Origin of the sequence: Nonomuraea sp. NPDC005730, assembly GCF_040630865.1 — a bacterium.
Lineage (GTDB): Bacteria > Actinomycetota > Actinomycetes > Streptosporangiales > Streptosporangiaceae > Nonomuraea.
In genome coordinates this window covers 32,721-53,677 of the sequence record NZ_JBEXYK010000024.1, presented here as the reverse complement: position 1 = coordinate 53,677, position 20,957 = coordinate 32,721, and the positions used below count along the sequence as shown (strand labels likewise).

17 protein-coding genes and 1 pseudogene are annotated in these 20,957 nt (G+C 64.3%); 12 read left to right on the top strand and 6 right to left on the bottom strand.

Translation table 11 applies throughout. The features are described from left to right. Positions 1-233: 233 nt before the first annotated feature. Positions 234-482, top strand: a pseudogene (locus tag ABZ444_RS26015) (transposase); the annotation flags it as partial. 1,431 nt (positions 483-1,913) lie between these two features. On the opposite strand, the gene ABZ444_RS26010 reads toward ABZ444_RS26015, so the two are convergent. Continuing rightward, positions 1,914-2,555: a response regulator transcription factor gene (locus tag ABZ444_RS26010; protein ID WP_358001810.1), complete on the bottom strand. Its 642-nt coding sequence runs from the start codon at positions 2,553-2,555 to the stop codon at positions 1,914-1,916. Continuing rightward, the gene (locus tag ABZ444_RS26005; RefSeq protein ID WP_358001807.1) at positions 2,552-3,931 is read right to left on the bottom strand and encodes a histidine kinase; all 1,380 of its coding nucleotides are present in this window, start codon (positions 3,929-3,931) and stop codon (positions 2,552-2,554) included. The genes ABZ444_RS26010 and ABZ444_RS26005 overlap by 4 nt, the downstream gene beginning before the upstream one ends. Positions 3,932-4,043: 112 nt before the next feature. On the opposite strand from ABZ444_RS26005, the gene ABZ444_RS26000 reads away from it, so the two are divergent. From ABZ444_RS26000 to ABZ444_RS25990, 3 genes are read left to right on the top strand one after another with little or no spacing between them, the layout of a single operon-like run. Then, positions 4,044-4,763, top strand: coding sequence for an ATP-binding cassette domain-containing protein (locus ABZ444_RS26000; protein WP_358001804.1), 720 nt, complete (start codon positions 4,044-4,046; stop codon positions 4,761-4,763). Positions 4,764-4,765: 2 nt separating this feature from the next. After that, on the top strand, positions 4,766-5,524 hold the full coding sequence (locus ABZ444_RS25995; protein ID WP_358001801.1) for an ABC transporter permease: 759 nt from the start codon (positions 4,766-4,768) through the stop codon (positions 5,522-5,524). Then, the gene (locus tag ABZ444_RS25990; RefSeq protein ID WP_358001798.1) at positions 5,521-6,297 is read left to right on the top strand and encodes an ABC transporter permease subunit; all 777 of its coding nucleotides are present in this window, start codon (positions 5,521-5,523) and stop codon (positions 6,295-6,297) included. Before ABZ444_RS25995 ends, ABZ444_RS25990 begins: the two co-directional genes overlap by 4 nt. Before the next feature lie 100 nt (positions 6,298-6,397). On the opposite strand, the gene ABZ444_RS25985 is transcribed toward ABZ444_RS25990, so the two are convergent. From ABZ444_RS25985 to ABZ444_RS25975, 3 genes are all read right to left on the bottom strand, one after another. Further along, a complete protein-coding gene (locus ABZ444_RS25985) occupies positions 6,398-8,083 on the bottom strand; it encodes a ribonuclease J (RefSeq protein WP_358001795.1) in 1,686 nt (561 codons plus the stop codon). 54 nt (positions 8,084-8,137) lie between these two features. After that, positions 8,138-9,055 (bottom strand): 4-hydroxy-tetrahydrodipicolinate synthase, encoded by a 918-nt coding sequence (gene dapA / locus ABZ444_RS25980; protein WP_358001792.1) that lies wholly within the window; start codon positions 9,053-9,055, stop codon positions 8,138-8,140. A 248-nt stretch (positions 9,056-9,303) separates the two neighbouring features. Then, the gene (locus ABZ444_RS25975; protein WP_358001789.1) at positions 9,304-9,750 is read right to left on the bottom strand and encodes a GNAT family N-acetyltransferase; all 447 of its coding nucleotides are present in this window, start codon (positions 9,748-9,750) and stop codon (positions 9,304-9,306) included. Between the two features lie 981 nt (positions 9,751-10,731). Between ABZ444_RS25975 and ABZ444_RS25970 the strand changes: the two genes are divergently transcribed. The 8 genes from ABZ444_RS25970 (at position 10,732) to ABZ444_RS25935 (ending at position 20,201) form a co-directional block, all read left to right on the top strand. Beyond that, a complete protein-coding gene (locus tag ABZ444_RS25970; protein ID WP_352320788.1) occupies positions 10,732-11,448 on the top strand; it encodes a GntR family transcriptional regulator in 717 nt (238 codons plus the stop codon). A gap of 540 nt (positions 11,449-11,988) precedes the next feature. Then, positions 11,989-12,753: a phosphotransferase gene (locus tag ABZ444_RS25965; RefSeq protein ID WP_358001786.1), complete on the top strand. Its 765-nt coding sequence runs from the start codon at positions 11,989-11,991 to the stop codon at positions 12,751-12,753. Positions 12,754-13,555: 802 nt separating this feature from the next. Further along, complete coding sequence (radC, locus tag ABZ444_RS25960) at positions 13,556-14,212, top strand: DNA repair protein RadC (RefSeq protein ID WP_358001783.1); 657 nt, start codon at positions 13,556-13,558, stop codon at positions 14,210-14,212. Positions 14,213-14,912: 700 nt separating this feature from the next. Continuing rightward, positions 14,913-15,356 carry a transposase gene (locus ABZ444_RS25955; protein WP_358001780.1) on the top strand — a complete coding sequence of 148 codons (444 nt, stop codon included), beginning with the start codon at positions 14,913-14,915 and terminating at the stop codon, positions 15,354-15,356. Positions 15,357-16,676: 1,320 nt separating this feature from the next. After that, positions 16,677-16,988, top strand: coding sequence for a hypothetical protein (locus tag ABZ444_RS25950; protein WP_358001777.1), 312 nt, complete (start codon positions 16,677-16,679; stop codon positions 16,986-16,988). A gap of 172 nt (positions 16,989-17,160) precedes the next feature. Further along, positions 17,161-18,288: an IS5 family transposase gene (locus ABZ444_RS25945; protein ID WP_358001774.1), complete on the top strand. Its 1,128-nt coding sequence runs from the start codon at positions 17,161-17,163 to the stop codon at positions 18,286-18,288. A 1,103-nt stretch (positions 18,289-19,391) separates the two neighbouring features. Beyond that, positions 19,392-19,868 (top strand): GntR family transcriptional regulator, encoded by a 477-nt coding sequence (locus ABZ444_RS25940; RefSeq protein ID WP_358001771.1) that lies wholly within the window; start codon positions 19,392-19,394, stop codon positions 19,866-19,868. A 42-nt stretch (positions 19,869-19,910) separates the two neighbouring features. Further along, positions 19,911-20,201, top strand: a complete 291-nt coding sequence (locus tag ABZ444_RS25935; protein ID WP_358001768.1) for a GntR family transcriptional regulator — start codon at positions 19,911-19,913, stop codon at positions 20,199-20,201. Between the two features lie 351 nt (positions 20,202-20,552). Here ABZ444_RS25935 and ABZ444_RS25930 read toward each other — a convergent pair whose 3' ends face one another. Then, complete coding sequence (locus tag ABZ444_RS25930; RefSeq protein ID WP_358001765.1) at positions 20,553-20,951, bottom strand: ASCH domain-containing protein; 399 nt, start codon at positions 20,949-20,951, stop codon at positions 20,553-20,555. Positions 20,952-20,957 lie beyond the last annotated feature (6 nt).

The window sequence follows — 20,957 nt, the reverse complement described above, 5'->3', positions numbered from 1 at the left end:
CCAGCGCATTCCACCTTTACTCGTACGCACTTCAATCGAGCCACGAGGAACTCCTGCAACCGCACCCCATATACCACCAAGTCCCCGCATGCCCACAAACAACATCAGCCTTGATAATTGGCGACCTACCGCCCACATAGTCGGGCTTTTCACCGTTCCCGCCCCCGATCACACACCCCCAATCAAAGAACGCCCCAAGGAGCCCCTTACCACTCTTCTCGAATCCCGCTTAAATAGTGAGCCGTGGCAACACGCGCGACTTGACCGATAAAGCATGGGACCGGATCGCCCCCCTACTCCCAACTGCCGCAAGCCCTGGCCGCCCGCGGCGTGGACATCGGCAAGTAGTGAACGGAATCCTGTGGCGTTTTGAGACCGGATCGGCCTGGCGAGATATGCCCAAATGCTATAGCCCCTGGCAAACCTGCTACGAACGGCACAAACGCTGGACCGAGGACGGGACGTGGGCACGAGTCCTGGCGGAAGCACAAGCCACAGAGGACCCCACCCCTCCGTAGAGCACCGCCCTCCCTCCAACCCACGCAACCTATGGCCCTCAAAAAGACACAAACCCCACTAGACAATCTCCTCAAATCTGCAGCAATTCCTCATAACACGCAAAGAAGGCAGTTAATTCGCCACCCCCGAACCGTCCACCTTCACCATTCCGCCAGCATCAAGATAAGAATTCGCTCCCACAACTAGGCCACCGGCTAGTAATCTTCACCCTGAGCAAGCCGAAACACTGAACAGTTTCCCCACCAGCCTGTTCGAAGTAGGACAGATCGATCCGATATCGGATCCCATAGACACCCGCGCGGGCACTTAGAATCCCCCTCCATTTTGCCCGCGCGGGCACCTACCGGTTCCTCCATCTCCGGCCCGCGCGAGCACAACCCCTACACCTGTGCCCGCGCGGGCCGCCCCTTCGGATCGGGCACTTCCATACGAACCCGCCAGCGATGTCCACACCGAAGATCCACGAGCTACGCAAGCGCTGCCCCCAGCAGGCGAGAAGACGGCGAGCGGGCACCAAGTCCCCTCCTCCCCGAAGGGACAACCGCCTTCATCACAGTCAAACTGAGCATGTAACGCGCCTCAGCATGTCCACCCTCAGTACGCACCCCATGCTGCTTGCGCCGACCCCTGGCTGCCGAGGGCGGCCGGCGCCGACTGCCTGTCCGCGCCGGCCGCTGCTCGCCGCCGCCTGGCATCCTGCCCCCCTCAAGCCAACGGCCAACGACTCCAGCCGCACCTCTCCGGAGCGGGCATGCCTGGGACACCCAAGGACCTACATCACCCGGCTCCAGCGGAACCCCTCCGGATGACACCGGCTCGCTCACGGCGGAACACGATTCCCCCTGTCGCTGGTCGATGCCGGCTTGGTCGACGAACACACCTCCTGGTCCAATCCGCCGTCCCAGGCGCGGATGACGCGAATCGCCCCTGGCAACGCCAACCCTGAAGCCAAAAGCGAGAGCGCCTCCAGCAGCGGAGCCGTCGCCCACGTCTTCACGGCGTAGCCATGACGGAGCCTGATCGGTCACGTCTTCACGGCGTAGCCATGATCGAGCCTGATCGTGACTACGGTCCACCCTTCGCCCCGGATAAGGCCCTAAGCAGCCGGGAATCGATCAAGCTCGATTGCCACGCATCCAACAGTTGATGGCTCCCGCAGCGGCCTGAACCCGCCGCCAGAAGTCCGCCCGCCCCTCCAACAGACCCAGAGTACGAAGTGCGACTGGAGTACTCACTTCCTCACCTCCAGACGACCGGCGGCAAGCAACCGTTCCGATACGCACAAATCGGCTTCCCACAAGTCCCGTCCTCCGGCCTTGCGGAATCCGCATCTTGCGAAGATCCCCGACGACCAGAGAAAACACTGAGCAGGGGGCGATCCAGCCCCTGTTGCATCACGGTCTTGCGGAAACCAGCCCACTTTCGTAGGCCGCGATAACCAACTGTGCTCTGTCACGAGCGTCCAACTTCGCACGCAAGCGGCCGATATGCGTCTTGATGGTGGCCAAGCTCAACCGCAAATGGTCAGCGATCTCCCCATTGGACAGCCCACGAGCGATCAGCAGCAGCACTTCCCTCTCTCGTTCCGTCACCCTGTCCAGCCCCTGTGGCCGCTGCGCCACTGGGGTCTTCGTGAACTCCTCGATCAAGCGTCGCGTCACCGTTGGCGCCAGCAAAGCCTCACCGCTCGCAACCACACGAACGGCAGCGAGCAGGTCCGCAGGCGGCGTGTCCTTAAGTAGAAACCCACTCGCACCGGCCCGAAGTGCGTCGTAGACATATGCATCCAGATCGAACATCGTCACCACGAGAACCCGCGAGACATCCCCGATACGCCGAGTCGCCTCAATGCCATCCATGTCCGGCATACGAACATCCATCAGCACCACATCGGGTCGATGCTCCAAGACGACTGCCACTGCTTCAGCACCGGTTGATGCCTCGCCCACCACTGTCATGTCAGGCTCGGAGTCGACCAGCATCGTGAAGCTCCCCCTGAGCAGAGCTTGATCGTCAGCAACGACCACCTTGATCACGAGACCTCCTGATACGGCAGACGCGCGAAGACGCGGAATCCTCGTCGAGGCAGACTTCCCGCTTCAAGGACTCCGCCGTACATCATGACCCGCTCCCGCATCCCGATCAGTCCGTGGCCGGAGCCGCCTCCGGGCGACACACGCCTTGCTGGGCCCTCGTCCACCACCTCGATCCGCACCTCGCCCCCATCCGTTATGACAGAGACCTGACAGCGAGTAGGTGAGGCATGCTTGACCACGTTCGTGAGTGCCTCCTGCACGATGCGATAGACGGACAACTCCACGCCATCGGGCAACCGTCTTCCCTCCGCCGCACCACCTTCTCGTTGTTCCCCCACTCCATGCGCGGCGACGACTCCCCCGAACAGGCCTTCATCCGAGGCATGGTCATCGTCCCAACGCATGGCCTGTGCCCCGTCAAGAGGCCCTCCTACTTCGCGAGGCCCCGTTCTTGGCCGCCCCAGTGGCGTGTCTCCAGCTTTACCCCGCAGCCCCGTCCTTTCCTGGCCGGCCTCATCTCCACCGATCCGGAGATCAAGCTCGACCTCGACCCCAGCTTGCCTGGCCTGCTCCACCAAACCCTCCAGGCCCGCGATACCCGGAACGGGGACGAGATCTGGCAGTTGGGTCGAACGCAGCATGCCTAGAAGATGACGCATCTCCACCAGAGCACCCCGGCTGGCGGTCTCGATCACACGCAAGGCGTCGTGTGCTTCTTCCGGCCTGGTCGCCAGCACGTGATTGGCCACACCCGCCTTTACCGCGATCAATCCCACGCTGTGAGTCACGACATCGTGCAGTTCCCGCGCGATGCGTAACCGTTCCTGCGTCACTGCATGCTCGGCCATTCGCCCGGCCTCACGAGCGGCGTACAACCTGCGTTCCCGGACGGCCCGCCCTATGGTCCAGGCTCCGCCGAGCGCCGCGATGCCGACCAGCGGTCGATCGATGTGCACGAGCCAAGCAGGCGTGCCCCCGCGCGGCGCGCCACCTGCGACCACCAGTCCCAACACACTGATCATGCTGACCACACCGATGGCCGAGGACGGCAGCACGGCCCCGAACCTGTCGGACATCGCCACGATATAGATCGCGTAAGCGGGTGCGATGCAGGCGTATCCCACCACGTCAGCTGCAACTGCGAAGATGGCGAGCGTCAGCGTGAAACAGAAGACAGGCAGAGGCCACAGCCTTCGCACCGCCAAAGGCAGGCCCAGCGCGAACGGGAGGGCGATCTTCAACCACGGTGGCACCCCGGGCGCGGTGACCGCCGCTGTGACGAACACGAACGCGAACCCCAGCCCCGCCACCAGATCGAGCACGATCAGCTGACCGCGGCTCCAACGCCTGGCGAAGAAGGGATGGTTCTCGTTCACGCGTTGAACGGTAGCCTCTCGCCGAGCTGAGCACGTCAGCCCAGGGTCTGACCTTGAAGTTCGAACCGTGGTCTGATGCGCCGCCGGCCCGGCATGCTGCATCTTCTTCAGCGTGATCGAACTTCAGCACCTCACCAAGCGCTACAACGACACGCTCGCCGTGGACGATCTGTCCTTCAAGGTCGAGCCGGGCCATGTGACGGGTTTCCTCGGCCCCAACGGCGCCGGCAAATCCACCACGCTGCGCCTGATCCTCGGCCTGGACGCGCCGACCTCCGGCCAGGCGCTGGTCGAAGGCCGACGATATGCCTCCTTGCGCAAGCCCATGTTCAAGGTGGGGGCGCTGCTCGACGCGAGTGCGGTCCATGGCGGGCGCAGCGCCTACAACCATCTGCTCTGCCTGGCCACCACCAACGGCATCGGTGCCACACGCGTGGCCGAGGTGCTTGAGCAGGTCGGGTTGGCGAGTGTGGCACGAAAACGCGTGGCCGGCTTCTCCCTCGGCATGAAGCAGCGACTCGGCATCGCCGCTGCGCTGCTCGGCGATCCTGGTGTGCTGCTGTTCGACGAGCCCGTCAACGGCCTCGATCCCGACGGGGTGCGCTGGATCCGCGACCTGATGCGGTCACTGGCCGCCGAGGGCAGGACCGTCCTGCTCTCCAGTCATCTGATGAGCGAGATGGCCTTGACCGCTGAACGCATCGTGATCCTCGGCCGGGGGCGGTTGGTAGCGCACACCACGGTCAACGAACTGACGGCGCGCTATCCCTCGCTGGAAGACGCCTATATGGCTCTGACGGCGAGCAGCGTCCAGTTCGGGGCGGCGAGATGAGGATGGCCCTGCTGGCCGAATGGCTGAAGCTCCGGTCAGCGACTTCCACCTGGCATGCCATGGGTGCGGCGGCTCTCATGGCGGTGCTCGGCGTGTTCTGGACGCTCTATGTCAACGACCTCGCCGAAGATCGAGGGACGCTGCAGGCAGCCGCGCCGGAACAAGGGCTACTGCCGCTCCTTCAGATGAGCCTCACCGTGCTCGGCGTACTGGCGGTCACGTCCGAATACGCGACAGGAATGATTCGCGCCAGTCTTACCGTCGTTCCGCGGCGCGGCACCTTACTTCTGGCCAAGGCCGTCGTCGTCGGCCTGGCTACGTTGACAGCGGCTCACGTCATCCTTCTGGTCACCTATTCGGCGAGCCGTCTGATCGCCCACGACCACCGGCTGGGCTTCAACGAGACTTCGCTGGCCGACGACGTGCCGATGCTGTTGGCCGCGGGGATCTCGGTGACTGCGCTGGCTCTGGTGGGGCTCGGCCTGGGCATGGCCACGCGGTCGACGGCTGGCGCGCTCATCTCGGTCGTGGTTCTGCTGTTCGTCCTGCCCGGTGTTGTCGTATACCTACCTGCGCCGTGGAACACGCGTGCCGCATCACTGCTGCTGCCGAACCTGGTTCCCCAACTGGTCGGCGACCGCCTCTCGGCCCGGCTCGGAGACGGCCTTCTTCCGCCTTGGGCCGCGCTCCTGGTCCTCCTGGCCTACCCGTTGATCGCGCTCGTTGCCGGTTTCATCTTGCTCAAACGGAGGGACGTATGAGTGTTCTTACCTCAGAGTGGCTGAAGGTCCGTTCGGTCCGCTCTTCTTATCTCATCGTCGGCATCAGTCTCGGCACGATCCTTCTGGGCCTTGCCTTGGCCTCCATGGCGGCCGGCATGTACGACGACGCCCCTGCGGAGCAGCGTCCGACTGCCCGGATAGCGGATCTGGAGGAGGTTCTGGTGATCGTGCCGCAGCTCTGCATGGGCGTCCTGGGCACGTTGGCCGTCACATCTGAATACACCACCGGCTTGATCAGGACGAGTCTGACGGCCATCCCCCGCAGATGGCCGCTTCTCACTGCGAAGGCCGCCGTAATCGGGGCATTGAGCTTGGTCATTGGCCCGGTGGCGGTGTTCGGGACGTATTTCGTCTCACGTTGGGTGCTTGGCGACCGATTCTCCGGCGTATATCTGACCTCGTTCGCGGACAGGCTTCCGTTCCTGCTCGTCACCAGTTCCACGGTTGTGGTCTTCGCGCTGCTTGGCTTGGGATTGGGCGCGCTTCTGCGATCCGCCACCGGTGCGATCGCCTTGTTGGTGGGGCTGATCTATGTGATCCCGATGATCGTGGGCAACATCCCGGAGCCCTGGAGTGAACGGCTGGGCTCGATCATGATCGGCGCGCTTCCCCGCGAGATCACCGGCGACATCATCACCACGTCGGTGTACGGGTCACTTCTGTCTCCGCCTGCGGCCGCCACCGTACTGGTGTTGTACGCGTTTCTTCCCCTGCTGACCGCCATCTGGCTCATACGCAGGAGGGACGCTTGAGATGCCCGCCCCATGGACCTTGTTGAGAGGCATCCTCCGCCGTCTCGTTCCCCAACTGCGGGTACGGCAGGCTCAGGTGCCTGCCGTACCGCTCAGTGGCTCAGACTTCGACCACGACGGGAATGATCATGGGTCGGCGGCGGTAAGTGTCGCTGACCCAACGGCCGACCGTGCGGCGCACGACCCGGCGGATCTCCTGCATGTCGACCACGCCATCCGCGGCCTTGTCCTGAAGAGCTCTTTCGATCTGCGGAATGAACTCCTCGAACTGCGCCGGATCGATGCCGGATCCTCGTGCGTGGATCTCCGGGCCGGCGGTGAGCTTGCCGGTGGCGGAGTCGACCACGACGACCACCGAGATGAACCCTTCGTCGCCGAGAATCCTGCGGTCCTTCAGCGAGGTGTCGGTGATCTCGCCCACCGAGGTGCCGTCGACATAGACGTACCCGGCGTGAACCGCTCCCACGATCCTCGCTCTGCCGTCGACCAGGTCCACCACGACGCCGTCCTCGGCGATCACGATGTGGTCGTCGGGAACACCGGTGAGCGCGGCGAGCTTGGCGTGCGCCCGCAGGTGCCGCCATTCGCCGTGAACCGGCATGAAGTTCGAGGGGCGAGTCAGGTTGAGGACGTAAAGGAGCTCGCCCGCGGCCGCGTGGCCGGAGACGTGCACCTTGGCGTTGCCCTTGTGCACGACACGAGCGCCCCACCTGGTGAGTCCGTTGATCACCTTGTTGACCGCGGTCTCGTTCCCCGGCACCAGCGACGACGCCAGCAACACGGTGTCACCGTCGGCGATGCGGATCGGATGATCGCGATTGGCCATCCTCGACAGCGCCGCCATGGGCTCGCCCTGAGAACCGGTGCAGACCAGCACCACGTCTTCCGGCGGCCACTGCTCGATGTCGCGCGAGTCGACGATCAACTCCGGCGGCACCTTGAGGTAGCCCAGATCACGAGCGACGCCCATGTTCCGGACCATCGATCGGCCCACCAGGGCGACCTTGCGGCCGTGCCTGGCCGCGGCATCCATCACCTGCTGAATGCGGTGCACGTGCGAGGCGAAGCTCGCCACGATCACGCGCTGCTCGGAGGTGCGGATCACCTCGTCGATGACCGGCCCGATCTCCCGCTCACTGGTGACGAAGCCCGGCACCTCGGCGTTGGTGGAGTCCGACATCAGCAGGTCGACGCCCTCGGTGCCGAGCCTGGCGAAGCCGCCGAGGTCGGTGAGCCGGCCGTCGCTCGGCAACTGGTCCATGCGGAAGTCGCCGGTGTGCAGGACGATGCCGGCGGGCGTCCTGATCGCCACGGCCAGCGCGTCGGGGATCGAGTGGTTCACCGCGAGGAACTCGCAGTCGAAGGGCCCGAAGGTGTGCCGTTCGCCCTCGACGACCTCGACCTTGGTCGGCTGGATCCGGTGCTCGGTCAGCTTGGCCTCGATCAGGGCCAAGGTGAGCCTGGATCCGATGAGCGGAATGTTGCGCCGCTCGCGCAGAAGGTAAGGTACCGCCCCGATGTGGTCCTCGTGGGCGTGGGTCAGCACGACGGCTTCGATGTCGTCGAGCCTGTCCCTGATGTATTCGAAGTCGGGCAGGATCAGGTCGACGCCCGGCTGATCGGGCTCGGGGAACAACACCCCGCAGTCGACGATCAGCAGTCGGCCGTCGTATTCGAAGACGGCCATGTTCCTGCCGATCTCCCCCAACCCGCCGAGCGCGACGATGCGCAGGCCGCCGTAAGGCAGCTCCGGCGGGGGGCCAAGCTCAGGATGCGGATGGCTCATGCCCGGCCCCCATGGTCAAATCGTGTTCTCAAAACTCCCGGTTCCTCCCCGTTCCTATGCGTCTGTCAACTTCACCCCGCCGGCTACCAGGCAAGCGCGCAGCTCGGCGATTTGCTTCTCTGTCGCGGCCACGAGCGGCAGACGTACCGGTCCCGCCGGCACACCCACCAAGCTCAGCGCCGCCTTTGCCATGATCGCGCCACCGGCCTTCAGCATGATCCCGTCCACTACAGGGGCCACCTGGCCGTGTACCTCCAGCGCTTGCTTCACGTCGCCGCTCCTGTGCAACTCGATCATGCGAGCCAGTTCGGAGCCCACGACATGTCCGACGACGCTGACGAACCCTGCGGCGCCGAGGGACAGCCAGGCCAGGTTGAGCAGGTCATCGCCGGAGTAGAAGACGAGATCGGTCGCCGTCATGACCTGGCTGGCGGCGAACAGGTCGCCCTTTGCGTCCTTGACGGCCACGATGCGGTCGTGCTGCGCCAGACGGATCAACGTCTCGGTCTTGATCGGCACGCCGCTGCGCCCAGGGATGTCGTAGAGCATCACCGGGAGCTCGGTGGCGTCGGCCACGAGGGTGAAGTGCTGGTAGAGCCCCTCTTGCGGGGGCTTGTTGTAGTAGGGAGTCACCACCAGCAGCGCGTGGGCGCCCACCTCCGCCGCCTGCTTCGCGAGCTTGACGGTGTGGCGGGTGTCATTCGTCCCCACTCCCGCCACTACGGTGGCGCGGTCGCCAACGGCCTCCAGGACGGCGCCGACGATTCGTCGCTTCTCATCGTCCGAGGTGGTGGGCGACTCGCCTGTCGTCCCATTGACGATCAGGCCATCGTTGCGCTGCTCGTCCACCAGGTAGGTGGCCAGGCGTCGTACGCCTTCGTAGTCGACGTCGCCGTCAGAGGTGAACGGCGTGACCATCGCGGTCAGCATGCGACCGAAGGGCGCTTCGGCGGTTCCAGTTGGCGATGCCATAGTGCGAACGCTACCTGGATTCGGAAAAACGTTGGACGTCGCCACCCCGCTTTGCCCGCCCGACGGAGCGATTTGCCCTCATTCGCAGGCATTTGGAGGAGCAAGGTGACAAGGATGACTGCGCGGGGTAACCCGATCTACTTCGCTCGCGATCACCCCGCCGGCAGCCGAGTCCCCATCATCTCCCTCCACACCAGCCTTTCCTTGGACGGGACCGAAAAGGGAAGATCAGCCACCGCCCGGCGCCCCTACCGGGACAGTTCGATCTGGTACCTGATGAAGCCCCTGTTCTCGGCCACCTTGTCGTAGAGACGGCGCGCGGTGCTGTTCGATTCGTGGGTGTTCCAGTAGACACGGGAGCAGCCGCCATCCCGAGCCCAGTCCGCGACAGCCTCGATCAGTTTGCGTCCCACTCCCCTGCCCCGCACATCGGGAGCGGTGAACAGATCCTGGAGATAGCAGACGTCGGCGTCAGGGGCCGAGGTGCTGGCATGGACCAGGAAGTGGGTGATGCCGACGAGCCGCCCGTCCAGTCTCGCGCCGAGGGCGTGCATCCGAGTGTCTGCCTGGAACTCCTGCCAGGCCCGTCCGTACATCTCGTCCGGTTCGACTCGCTGATAGAAGTCGATGTACGCCCGGAACAAGCTCTCCCAGGCGTCTCGGTCGGACGGCATGAGCTTGCCAACGCTGATCACATGGTCTCCTTACGGGCACGGCCTCAGACAGCCGGGCCCACAGGATGGACCGGGCCGACGACTAGGACGAAGACGGAAGCTCACAACCTAGGGAGAAGGTGGCCCTCTACAACACGGCCACTTCTTCGGGATATCAGAAGACCACTCAGCCTGATGCTGACCGCCTCTCATGAGGTATGCGTCACGAAATGCAGCCGCTGTCGCCAGCCACCAATCAGAGCGGCGCTCCAACGCTGCACCGCTCCACAACCCCTCGGCGAGAGCACTGAGCCGCGGGGAACCCCGCCGACTGACAACTTCTGTCGGCGCTGACCGCTCTCCAGGCACTGACGGCGCTCCAGGCACCGATAGCTCTCCAGGCGCTGATGGCCCTGCGGGTGCCGACGACCTTGCGGGTGCTGAGGGACGGTTATGACGGCCCTGGAGGTACGGGGGTTCTCCTTGGCGCTGCCCTCTCGGCCGCAGAGCACCCACAGCTGGGACTGTTGCAGTGGCTGATCACGTGCGCCCCGTTCCGCCCGTCACTCTCCGCGTCAGCGAGCACGCGTGGTTGTTGCTGTCACGGCAGTCGGGTGCATGGACAGGGCGGCTTGGCGCTGTTCTCGTTCCCATTCGACAGGTTCTTCTCTCAGCGCTCCGCTGTCGGCGCGCCCCCAGCCGTGGATCCGGCAGGGTGGTTGCGACATGCCATGAAAAGGCAGGAACCGGAGCTCAACGGACCGAATGAGCTGCGCAAGCATGCCTCGACGGCTGCACTCGAGGGGCGCGCATTGGAAGAGGCCGCCGATATGTGCTCGGGGGTACACACATCGACGACCTCTACCGGAGAATCGGTGTCCCTTACATCAGCGTTACTGGGTTTCTCCGATAATTTTTCGCCATCGCAAAGTTGGGGCTCCAGCAGTCATCGATGACGGTCGGTTACCTGTCGAATACGGCAACATGGGGCAACGCCTCACACGAACCCCCAGGGATGGACTAGTGGCCACCTCAGATCCGGTCTACCTGCGTGTCGTCGAAGACATCCGGCGGCAGATCCTCGACGGCACCCTCCCCCCAGGCGCGCCCATTCCCTCACGGGCGCAACTGACCCGTAAGTATCAGGTCGGTGAGACCGCTGCCCGTCACGCTCTACGTGTGCTCGCGGGTGAGGGTCTCATCATCGGCCGTGTCGGTTCAGGCCATTACGTCAGGGACCGTCCAAATTTGACCCCCTTGCATCGATGGCGCTTCCTGGACCACCCCGCGCCGTTCGCGTCCGACCTGCAGTCCCAAGGCAGGCGCGTGACGTGGGATTGGCACAGCGAACCGGCTGACGCCAGCCCCGACATCGCCAGACGTCTACGCATCGACGAACATTCCACGCTGACCAGAACGCACTACGTCTTTCGGGGCGACGGTAAGCCGATCCAACTTGTCACCGCCTACGAGCCGATGGCGTTCGTCGCCCACACCGAGGAGGAACGCCGCAGCTTGGTCGCGAGGATGTACGCGCACGGCATAAAGATCACTGAGGTCGTCGAGAGCATCCACACCCGGGTGCCTCAACCGGCCGAGAGCGATGCGCTCGATCTGGCGGCAGGGGTTCACGTTCTGCATGTCGAACGTACGCACTGGGCAGGCGAACGTCCTGTCGAGACCAGCGACATCGTCATTCCAGGTGACCGCTTCAGAGTGATGTACAGCATGCCCGTCTGACCGGTTTGGGCTCCGGGTGGCGCCGCGCCTCGCCGCCTGGAGCCTCACGTACCCATACAAAGGTCCCCTGGGAAGGGATACCTCAAGGAACCGAAAGACCCACAAGGCCGAGCGCAATCCGCCTACTGATCTGGCCGGAGGATGCGGTAAGACGCGCCATGAGGCTCCGAAAGCGATCTCCCTGCACTCGGAACATAACAACTTCTCTTCCGGCAGCAGATCACCTACGCCCTCGGCATAGGAGTTCGCGTCAGACCAGGTCGAGAGCTCCTTGGAAGCCTGAGCTGCGGACCAGGATTCTCACCTGCTTCCGATCAGCCTTGGCGACGGGCGTCCACGCCACTGCACAGGCTTCACTGTTCGTAGATCAAGCTGGGCGATCCGCCGTTGATCGCGACTTGCGCCTCCAGGTGAGGAACGCCTCACCTTCTTGATCCGTCAGTGGTCAGTGTCCTGCACAGGCCTCCGGGCAGTGGGACGTGATCAGCCGTGCAGTCGCACGCGAAAAACCTGGCGACGTCAGTGGTCATCCTCGCGATAATGGCCGACGTGGAGCAGATGGCCGACGTGGAGCAGATCGAGGTCGTCGTCGCGCATAACGAGCGCGCGACCCTGCGTGCCGGCGACGTGTTCCTGAAGATCGACGCCGATCAGACGCGCACCGACATCGAGGTCGAAGCGATGGCCATGGCGCCGATCCCGACCCCGGAGGTTTTGTGGCGTAAACCGCCCGTCCTCGCGCTCGCCACTGTTCCAGGGACGGCACTCGGCCGTCTGGGCGAGCCGTCTGTCGCGTCGCCGGCGGCATGGGCCGCGGTGGGTGCCGCCGTACGGATGCTGCACGACGCGCCCCTGCCACCATGGCCCGGACAGAGCCTGGACGAGGTCACATCGCGTCTCGACGCCGAATGCGAGTGGCTCGTCACGAACGGCGTCCTTCCAACCGACCTGGTCACGCGCAATCGTGAGGTTGCCGAGGCTGCGCTCCGGCCATGGAAGCCGGTGTTCACGCACGGCGATTTGCAGATCACGCACGTGTTCGTCGACGGTGACGAGGTCACCGGCGTGATCGACTGGTCCGAGGCGGGCCAGGGTGATGCCCTGTTCGACCTCGCCATCTTGACGCTCGGACATGAGGAGCGCTTGGGCGACGTCGTCGCCGGCTACGGGGCCGATGTCGACCTCGACGTGATCCGCGGGTGGTGGTCCTCGCGAAGCCTGCTGGCGATCAGATGGCTGATCGAGCACGGCTTCGACCCGTTCTCGCCAGGCTGCGAGGTCGACGTGCTGAAGTCCCGGATGTGAGCTGGCTGAGCTGACGGCCAGGAGCGCCGTTCCGCAGCATCGCGCGAGGCATGTCCGCGAATGCGTCGTCTTCCTGACCGACGATGTGATGACCTGGAAGACCGCAAGCAGCCGAGCGACGAGCCGAAGCGCGACTTGAGCCGACCATACGCCCCAGCTGCCGACAGCGGGTGTCGCGAACATGCCCAGGATGAAGCCTCGGTGTGGCTCAAATGGCTCGCGATCGGCGAGATCTCCGAACCGACACCAGCGAGCCGCGCTGCCCATACCGGAATCAGCGTGGCAACCATCGCTTCGGCGAGCGAGATTTCAATGAAGCCATCAATGCACCTTTCGGAACTATGGGCTTGGATGACGAAAAATCGCCTGGCCCAGATTCCGGCTCTCCTTACTAGCATGACATCGAATGTCCGAGCATTCTGTCACTCTTTCGAAGGCGAACGAGAGGGGTCGAGAGCTTGCGGTGGGATCGCAAGCGGCGCCGTCAGGCGCCTCGGACAAGGGCCTTGAGCGTCCACCACCGTCAACAGGCTCAACATCGAAGCTGGTAAACCACGTGTTCCGCCAGACAACCGCAGGGCGCAGGAGAAGATCCCCCGCACCATGCCACGCGAGATCACTCGTCTGCTGGCTTGGTTCGTGTCACGGCATTGCGATGGCGGCCGTCCTCGCATTCGCGACCCACGGCCGCCATCGACGCACCCCAAGCGCGACATATCAGCTCCCTGCATCCCATATCGGACTGGAATTCGGAGCCTGAGATTGTCGGTCCTCGTTGATAGAACGGGTGCGGAGGTTGCGAATGCGAGTCAAAGATCTGCACGAGCGGGATCGGCCGCGAGAAAGGCTTATGTCGAGCGGCGCGGCGGTACTTGCCGACCGGGAACTGCTGGCCGTCCTGCTCGGCTCCGGCTTCCGTGGGGCGAGCGCGCTGGAACTGGCCAGTCAAGTCATCGAACACTGCGGCGATCTCGATGCACTCGGGCGCGCTGATCCGCATCGGCTGCTCAGACTACGAGGCATAGGGCCGGCCAAGGCCGCGCGGGTGGCGGCGGCCTTTCATCTCGTACGGCGTGCAGCGTCGGAACCTGCGCGGATGCGCATCGCCAGCACATCCGACCTGGCAGAGGTCTGCGCACCCTTACTGCGTGGCCTCGGGCATGAACGCTTCGTTGTGGTGGTGTGCGATACGCGGGGTGGCGTGCTGAAACGTTCGGTGTTGACGGAGGGCGGCGCCGATCACACGACGGTGCCCGTGCGGGAGACGATCTCCCTTGTGCTCACCACCGGTGGCGCCATGTTCGGCGTTGCCCACAATCACCCTGGAGGCTCTCTCGATCCCAGCGAGGCCGATCTGGAAGCCACGGCCCGCCTCGCCGAGGCCGCCCGAACAGTCGGACTGCGTCTCCTCGACCATCTGATCATTACGGATGCGGCTTGGAGGCGGATCTCCATGTGAATCATCTTCATCCAGGACCTCGACGGATGTTTGAACGCGGGGGCCCGAAAGTAACCTTCCTCCGACGGTGTCGACCAGGAGAAACGCATGAGGTGGCCATGAGAGCCTAATGACACGAGTTGAGGGCGTAATAGACGTCGGCCGGCCAACAGACTCGCCCAAGCGCGGTCCCGCGCATCCCGGAGAGCACGGGACCACGCTTTTCTTTCTGGCGAATGGATTCAGCGGGGCGAGGGGCCGACAGTAAGAACGGACCACGGCCCCTGACCTTCTCGATGGCTGACAGAACACGGAAACCCGCAACTGCATCCGCCCGCCAAGGAAGCCTGAGGCGGTGGCTCCGAGACAGATCGCCCATGACCAAGGCTCAATCTTGGCCACCCGAGAAGGCTTTGGGCCAGATTGTCCATTGTCTCGAAAATAGCGGCTGTTCGCGTGACACGTGACTGTTGAGCGCAAGACGGTAGTCATGAGGAATGGTCGATGATGGTCTACGTCCCCGTCACGGTTGCTCGGAAATTTTGGCCAATCCTTGCCGATCTGCTGCGCTGGCTATGACGGAGAAGGCACACTGGTTCCTGCGGCCATTGCAAGCCTCCTTCACCCCTTGAATGTTGCTATTCGAGGGAGACTTGCGATGGCCGTCCTTATTGTCCTGGTGACGCGGGTGAGAGTAGAAAGCAGTCGAGGATAGGAATAAATGCGCCATACGGACCTGACGAATGCGGAGTGGGAACGGCTGGTGCCGTTGCTGCCTGATGGCGACATTGGACGCCGGCGGCACGGAGACCAGCGAATGCTGATCAACGGGGTGCTGTACCAGGCGCGAACCGGGTCGCCTTGGCGCAGCCTCCCGGATCGGTTCGGATGTTGGATCACCGTCTACAAACGGCAGCGCCGCTGGGCGGCGGACGGAACGTGGGGGCGTCTGCTCAGGGATGTGCAGGCCACGCAAGGCATCGGCAGCCACATGAACAGGGATGTTGTGGTGCATCCTGGTGCTGTCATGACTTACGACGTCGGCTCTTCGGCTGGGGCTGCGCGCGAGGCAGGGGCCGGATCGGTACAGCAGAGAGATCCGGTGCTGGCGAGCCTGGAACTCCGCCTGACCGAGGTGATCAGGATGAGGAAACGTAAGGGTTGAAATGAGGGGGCTGGTGCTGGCTGGCGCCTGTTGGTGCTTCGGTAGGGTGACTGCCGTCCCGGCTTGATCGGCCTGTTTGTGATCGAGGGCCGGCAGGGAGACGCGGCGTGGCGCGTCACATGGGAGCAATCAAGTCCGCCGGCCAACATCACGCGTCAGGCCGATCATCGCCTACTCGCCACGCTCCTGGGCTACAAGAGGGACTCTTCCTGGGTTGTCCGTTGCAGGTTGCTCTGCGGCTAATGGTGGGGGTCAGCTAGAGGGTTTTGCCTGTGCGGTTGACGAATCGGCCGTAGTGGGCGCCGGATGTTGCCAGGGTGACGACCGCGTCGGCGCCCTTGGGAACGGCTGTGGGGCTGCTGTTGCCGTTGGCATGGGCTGCGGTTGCCGTTGAGTTTGTCGCGGTGTAGCCGAGGATGGGCGGCGTTTCGGATGCCAGGCAGGGCCTTGGCCTACCCGGCAGTCAGCATCGTGAGCGTTGCCTCTGAGGGGTATCGACCCGCGATCACAGGCGACTCCGCTCGGAGGGGCACTGTCGTGGGCGAGCGAGCTTGGTCCGCTGCTGACAGGTCATGCCAATGCAGACAAGAGGCGCGGCGAGTGCGGTGGCGGCCTGCACGCCCCGGTCGGGACTTTTGGCGCCGAGCAGCATGGTGTGGCCGAGCTCGACGCCGTGGCGGGAGGTCTCGTGGCGCCCTGGTCGACGGTCACTGTGTGCGCAAGATGATGATCACGAGTGCTGTGTCTGGCAGCTCGGACGAGACCGAGCTTTGGCTCGCCGCGGTCGACGGCCCGCCGCTTGTCACCAACGGCGCACCTGCACGTCGGAGGTGAGCCAGTCAGCAGGGTGACATCTACGCTTTCGGCTCATTCTGCGGTCCCTGTTTTCGGGAGGCTGCCATCTCATATCAGGCTATCGGCTGGGGATTACCTGGCTTCTTTCGCCTGGTCCGCCTACATGCCGGTAATGACAGGACATAACTAGGCCACATCCGCATTTCTGCATGCTTAGCGGGGAGGCTGAGCAATGACACTCTCGATCCGGCCGCCCTCCTTAGGCGCTTGGGCTTGGCTGGCGTCCCTTTGCTGGGGCCGGCAGATTGATCCTCCTTGCCGAGGTAGTCTTATTTCCTCCGACAAGTCGGGCGGATATGGACGTTCACCGGAAAAGCGCGAGTCGGCGGAGGAAGAAAACCACTCCGGGGTGCTTTTCGGGGATCGCTTCAGACACGGGCGACTTGCCAATATGTGCTCGCAGCAAGTGGGGCCGGCCGCCGTTGGCGGGCTCCCTCGTCGTCCATCGGTAAGGGGTAGGGGTACGTGAACGTTGAGGTGGAGATCCTCGATCTACAACTCCGTCTGCAGGCACTGGAGGCTCGCTCGTGCTCAGGTGAGCGAGATGTGGTGTTGGCAGGGCTGGCTACGGCGAGGGCGGAGATCATCGAGGTTCGCTCAGGGGTCGGTCGGGATTTTGAGATCCTCAACTTCGAGATCGCACGCCTTCGGGAACGGTTTGACGAGAGCTGCAAGGCCAGCCTGGCGGAAACGTTGACGATGCTTGAGGGGCTACGGTTCCAGCTCAATGACCTTGGGCTCAGACTGGATCGCCTGTTGGCGAAAGATGATGCGTAGGTAGCATTTGAGCCCCCGGTCTAAGAGGCTGCTGACAAAGGGATTTGGTGTCGGGGCTCGGGTCAGGAAAGTGCCGGGGTGTGGTCATGATGGGGCTGTTGACCGGCGAACAGGAGCGGGCTCCCAGTAGCTGAGGTGTTGTCTAAGCAGCTCAGCGGCCAGGAGCCCGTGGTTGTCTGTCTACACGCCCGCGGCCGTGAACGCCAGCGGTTGCACCTCACCGGGATGCGCATGTCGAGGCCGGAAACCGGCATACCCATCCGATCTGGCCGATGCCGAGTGGCTGGTGCTGGAGGGCGAGGCGCGGGCGGTGATGGCCGAACTGGTCGCGGTCGCGGGCCGGCCGATGGTGCATGACCTGCGTGCGGTGTTGGACGCGATCGGCTATGTGACCCGGTACGGGATCGAGTGGCGGGCCCTGCCGGTCGACTTCCCGCCGTATGAGGCGGTGTATGCGTTCTTCCTGCGCTGGTCGCGGCGTGGTCTGCCCGAGCGGCTGGCCGGGAGGTTGCGCGGCCGGTTGCGGCTGCTGGCCGGGCGTAGTGAGCTGCCGACGGCCGGGTGCATCGATTCCCAGACGGTCCGGGCGGCCGAGACCGTCGGCGCGGTGGCCTGCGGGTACGACGCGGGCAAGAAGCTCAAGGGGCAGAAGCGGCACGTCGTGGTGGACACCCTTGGGCTGCTGTTGTGCGTGATGGTCACCGCCGCGTCGGTGCAGGACCGCGACGGCGCGCATCCGGTGCTGGCGCTGCTGCGCGAGAAGTTCTCCACCATCGCCTTGGTCTGGGCTGATGGCGGCTGTGCCGGACGGCTGGTCACCTGGGCCGGGCAGGTCCTCGGCCTGGCGGTCACGATCGTCAAGCGCAGCGACGACCTGAGCGGCTTCGTGGTGCTACCCCGCAGGTGGGTGGTGGAGCGGACATTCGCCTGGCTGGTCCGCTACCGCCGACTGGTGCGTATCTACGAACGCAAGCCCGACCATCACGAGGCCATGATCTGGTGGGCCACCGTGCATCAGATGACCCGCCGTCTGACGCGCGAACTGGCCGGCCTGCCGCCCCCTGGCCGCTGGAGCGACCCGGCGCCGCTGCCGGTCTTGTCCAGCCCCGACCGGCGCGGCAAGGTTCTGCAACTCCTGACCGCTCAGCCCTGGCACGCCTGGAGAGGAAGCGAACTGGCCGCCATTCTCGGCATCGAGAACGTCAACAGCTTCCGCGTCCAGCTGTCTCAATGGTCTCACCAGGGCTACATCAACAAGATCGGACCAGCTCTCTACGGGCCCATGCCCACCAACACTTAAGCCTTTGTCAGCAGGCTCTAAGCCGGGGGCTCTTTGTTGGGATCGCTCGACTGCTCCAACGTTTGATGGCGATGACGCTGGAGGTGGACTTCAGAGCTGGTTCGAAGCGGATCGGCCAGGAGCGGGGACGGCATCGGGAAATGGTGACGGCCATCCCGTACTCCTTCTAGGGCCTTGTCCGAGAACGAAGGAGTCAACGTGATGGCCGCGAGGAACAGTGTGCCGCCTTCGAGATGGCATGCAAAGCCGTTTTGGAACTGTGGCTCCTACTTCTCTTTTCTTGGGTCGGCTCTGGGCGGAATGCCAACGTGTCCCTCTTAATCAGGAAAATCAGGCTGAATGACAGCTCGTTGGCGAAATTGCAGTACGGCGACCGGAGGATGCGGTGTCGCCATCGTCATTGGTTGGCGCTGCCGGCCACTTAGGCGACCGCACGTTTGTAGAGAGTGTTCGTGCCGCGAGACGAACGTCCACAGGGGGCGGGCCTGCGTAGGGCCGCAGAGTCGCGTTTGAGCGGCACAGGGAGCTTGAGAGTTGCGCTCGACGGGAGGGCTGGTTTTGTCAGGCTCTCCCGGTAGGTTGCCTCAGGCAGGCAGCCAACGCGGGGTCATACTGCTGCAGGTAGCGGCTCAAGGGGCGGGTTTCTCAAGAACATGAGCCGACGATGAATACAGGTGTGGCTAGGTGCCCGGGTTATCGGGCGTTGCCGGTCAGCAGACCGTTCCAGAGCAGCAGGGTCCTGAGGGCGGAGCCCCGGAAGGTCTCCTCCGCGATCGGGATTCTGTGATTCGTACGGGTTCGACGGATGAAGCGCTGCCCTCCGATTTGGCAGAGCTCGTAGATCGTGGGCTGGCAGTGGCAGGTGTATGCCCGGACCCGTACGCGTTCGTAGGGGGAGGTCGTGGGATACCAGCGGATGGCTGTGCGGCCTGGGCAGGGTTCTGGGAGGTGGATGCCGATGCAGTGTTCGTAGTCCAGGGGGAGTACGGCCATGGGCAGAGAATACGTCTGGTTGTATCCGCTCGTCTATTCGGAAAGATGACTCTGTCTGAGCAGGCAGGAGGATATGGGAGGGCTCGTACACCTTCGTCTATGTTGCCGGTGTGCTGGACTACGACGGCGACACCCACATCTACGTACAGATCGCGAAGATCCTTCGACGGCGGGTCGAGGGGCTGGCGTCCGGGCATCCCGTGCCGAGCGAGGCCGACATTCAGCACGAGTTCGGGGTCGCGCGGACGACGGCCCGCCGGGCCATCCACGTGTTGCGCGAGGAAGGGCTCATCTACACGGTCCAGGGCGAGGGAACCTTCGTCGGTGCACCTGATGAAGCGCCGCGCAAGCAGCGGAAAGTGCCGCTCTATCGGCAGATTGCTGCCGATGTGGCCAAGCAGATCAGGGCGGGGCACTTCCAGCCCAAGCGGGCGATTCCCGGTGAGACGGCGTTGGTGCAGCAGTACGACGTGGCGCGGGAGACGGTGCGGCGGGCCATGGCGTTGTTGCGGGAGCAAGGGTGGATCTACACCGTGCCGCAGCGCGGGAGTTACGTGTCGCCCGAAGAGTCGTGGCCCCAGGATTGAGATTCACTCATCTGCTTGTATCCAGACGTCTAAGGTATGAGCATGCTCGACCGAGACGGCCCCGTGCCGATCTATGTGCAGATTGCCGAGATGATCGAGGGTCAGATTCTGAGAGGTGAGCTGCTGGCCGGCGAGGCGGTGATGAGCGAGCTGGCCATGGAGGCCGAGTTCGACGTGGCGCGGTCAACCGTCCGGAACGTGGTGCGGGAGCTGCGTCGGCGGCAGCTCGTGCACACCGTGAAAGGGAAAGGAACGTTCGTCGGGGGTACCGAGGACGGCACAGGGGACGACGGAGGCGGGAGTATGCGGGAGCTGGGTGGGGCGGTTCGGTGAGGGCGTCGGTGCGGGAGTGACGGCGACGCGGGCCGGCTCGCCTTTGCGGCGGGGCTCGTGCCCGGGGGCTCGAGTGCGTGCCTGCCGGGAGGCGGACGCTTGGCCGAGGGGCGGATGCTCGGCCCACCAGGGGCGTGGTCAGGGGTGTGTACGGGTGGTTGAGGGCCGTACTCCCCCAAGGCGGTGGCGTGGAGTGCGGGGACTGAGGGGCGGGATGCTTGGCCCAGGGGCGTGGTCAGGGGTGTGTACGGGCGGTTGAGGGCCGTACTCCCCCAAGGCGGTGGTGTGGGGCTGAGGGGCGGTGCGGTTGGTGGGGGGCGTTTGGGGGGCTGGTTGTTTTGTGCTCGGGGGTTATGTGTGGAGTAGGCGGTAGTGGAGGCAGACGATTGTGGAGGTGTCGTTCACCTCGTGGCCCAAGGATGACCAGTAGCGCTGGTGGACTTCCCGCCAGTGCTGGATCGAGGTGAATCCTTCGCCTTCTGCCTCGGCGAACTCCCACGGCACCTCGGCGAACGGCACCAGCGCCACTGAGGTGATCTCGATGGTGGCGGCCTTCTCGCCGGCGTCGTCCACGAGGATCAGGTGTTCGCCGACGTGTTCGACCTCTTCGCCTTCCGCCTCGTAGTCGAGGGGCAGGAGACCGGCGGTGGCGGTCTTCGCGCCCGAGAGGGTGAGGTCGGTCAGCAGGGTGCGCACCTTGCCGGGGGTGCCGAGGGCGAGGACTCTGCGTCCGTCGATGCGGGGCCACATACGCGC

Excerpts from the sequence above, each read along its gene's own strand:
- ABZ444_RS25995 (WP_358001801.1), top strand. The coding sequence starts at position 4,766 with ATGGCCCTGCTGGCCGAATGGCTGAAGCTCCGGTCAGCGACTTCCACC.
- ABZ444_RS25990 (WP_358001798.1), top strand. The coding sequence starts at position 5,521 with ATGAGTGTTCTTACCTCAGAGTGGCTGAAGGTCCGTTCGGTCCGCTCT.
- ABZ444_RS25985 (WP_358001795.1), bottom strand. The coding sequence starts at position 8,083 with ATGAGCCATCCGCATCCTGAGCTTGGCCCCCCGCCGGAGCTGCCTTAC.
- dapA (WP_358001792.1), bottom strand. The coding sequence starts at position 9,055 with ATGGCATCGCCAACTGGAACCGCCGAAGCGCCCTTCGGTCGCATGCTG.
- ABZ444_RS25965 (WP_358001786.1), top strand. The coding sequence starts at position 11,989 with ATGGCCGACGTGGAGCAGATGGCCGACGTGGAGCAGATCGAGGTCGTC.
- radC (WP_358001783.1), top strand. The coding sequence starts at position 13,556 with ATGCGAGTCAAAGATCTGCACGAGCGGGATCGGCCGCGAGAAAGGCTT.
- ABZ444_RS25955 (WP_358001780.1), top strand. The coding sequence starts at position 14,913 with ATGCGCCATACGGACCTGACGAATGCGGAGTGGGAACGGCTGGTGCCG.
- ABZ444_RS25935 (WP_358001768.1), top strand. The coding sequence starts at position 19,911 with ATGCTCGACCGAGACGGCCCCGTGCCGATCTATGTGCAGATTGCCGAG.
- ABZ444_RS25930 (WP_358001765.1), bottom strand. The coding sequence starts at position 20,951 with ATGTGGCCCCGCATCGACGGACGCAGAGTCCTCGCCCTCGGCACCCCC.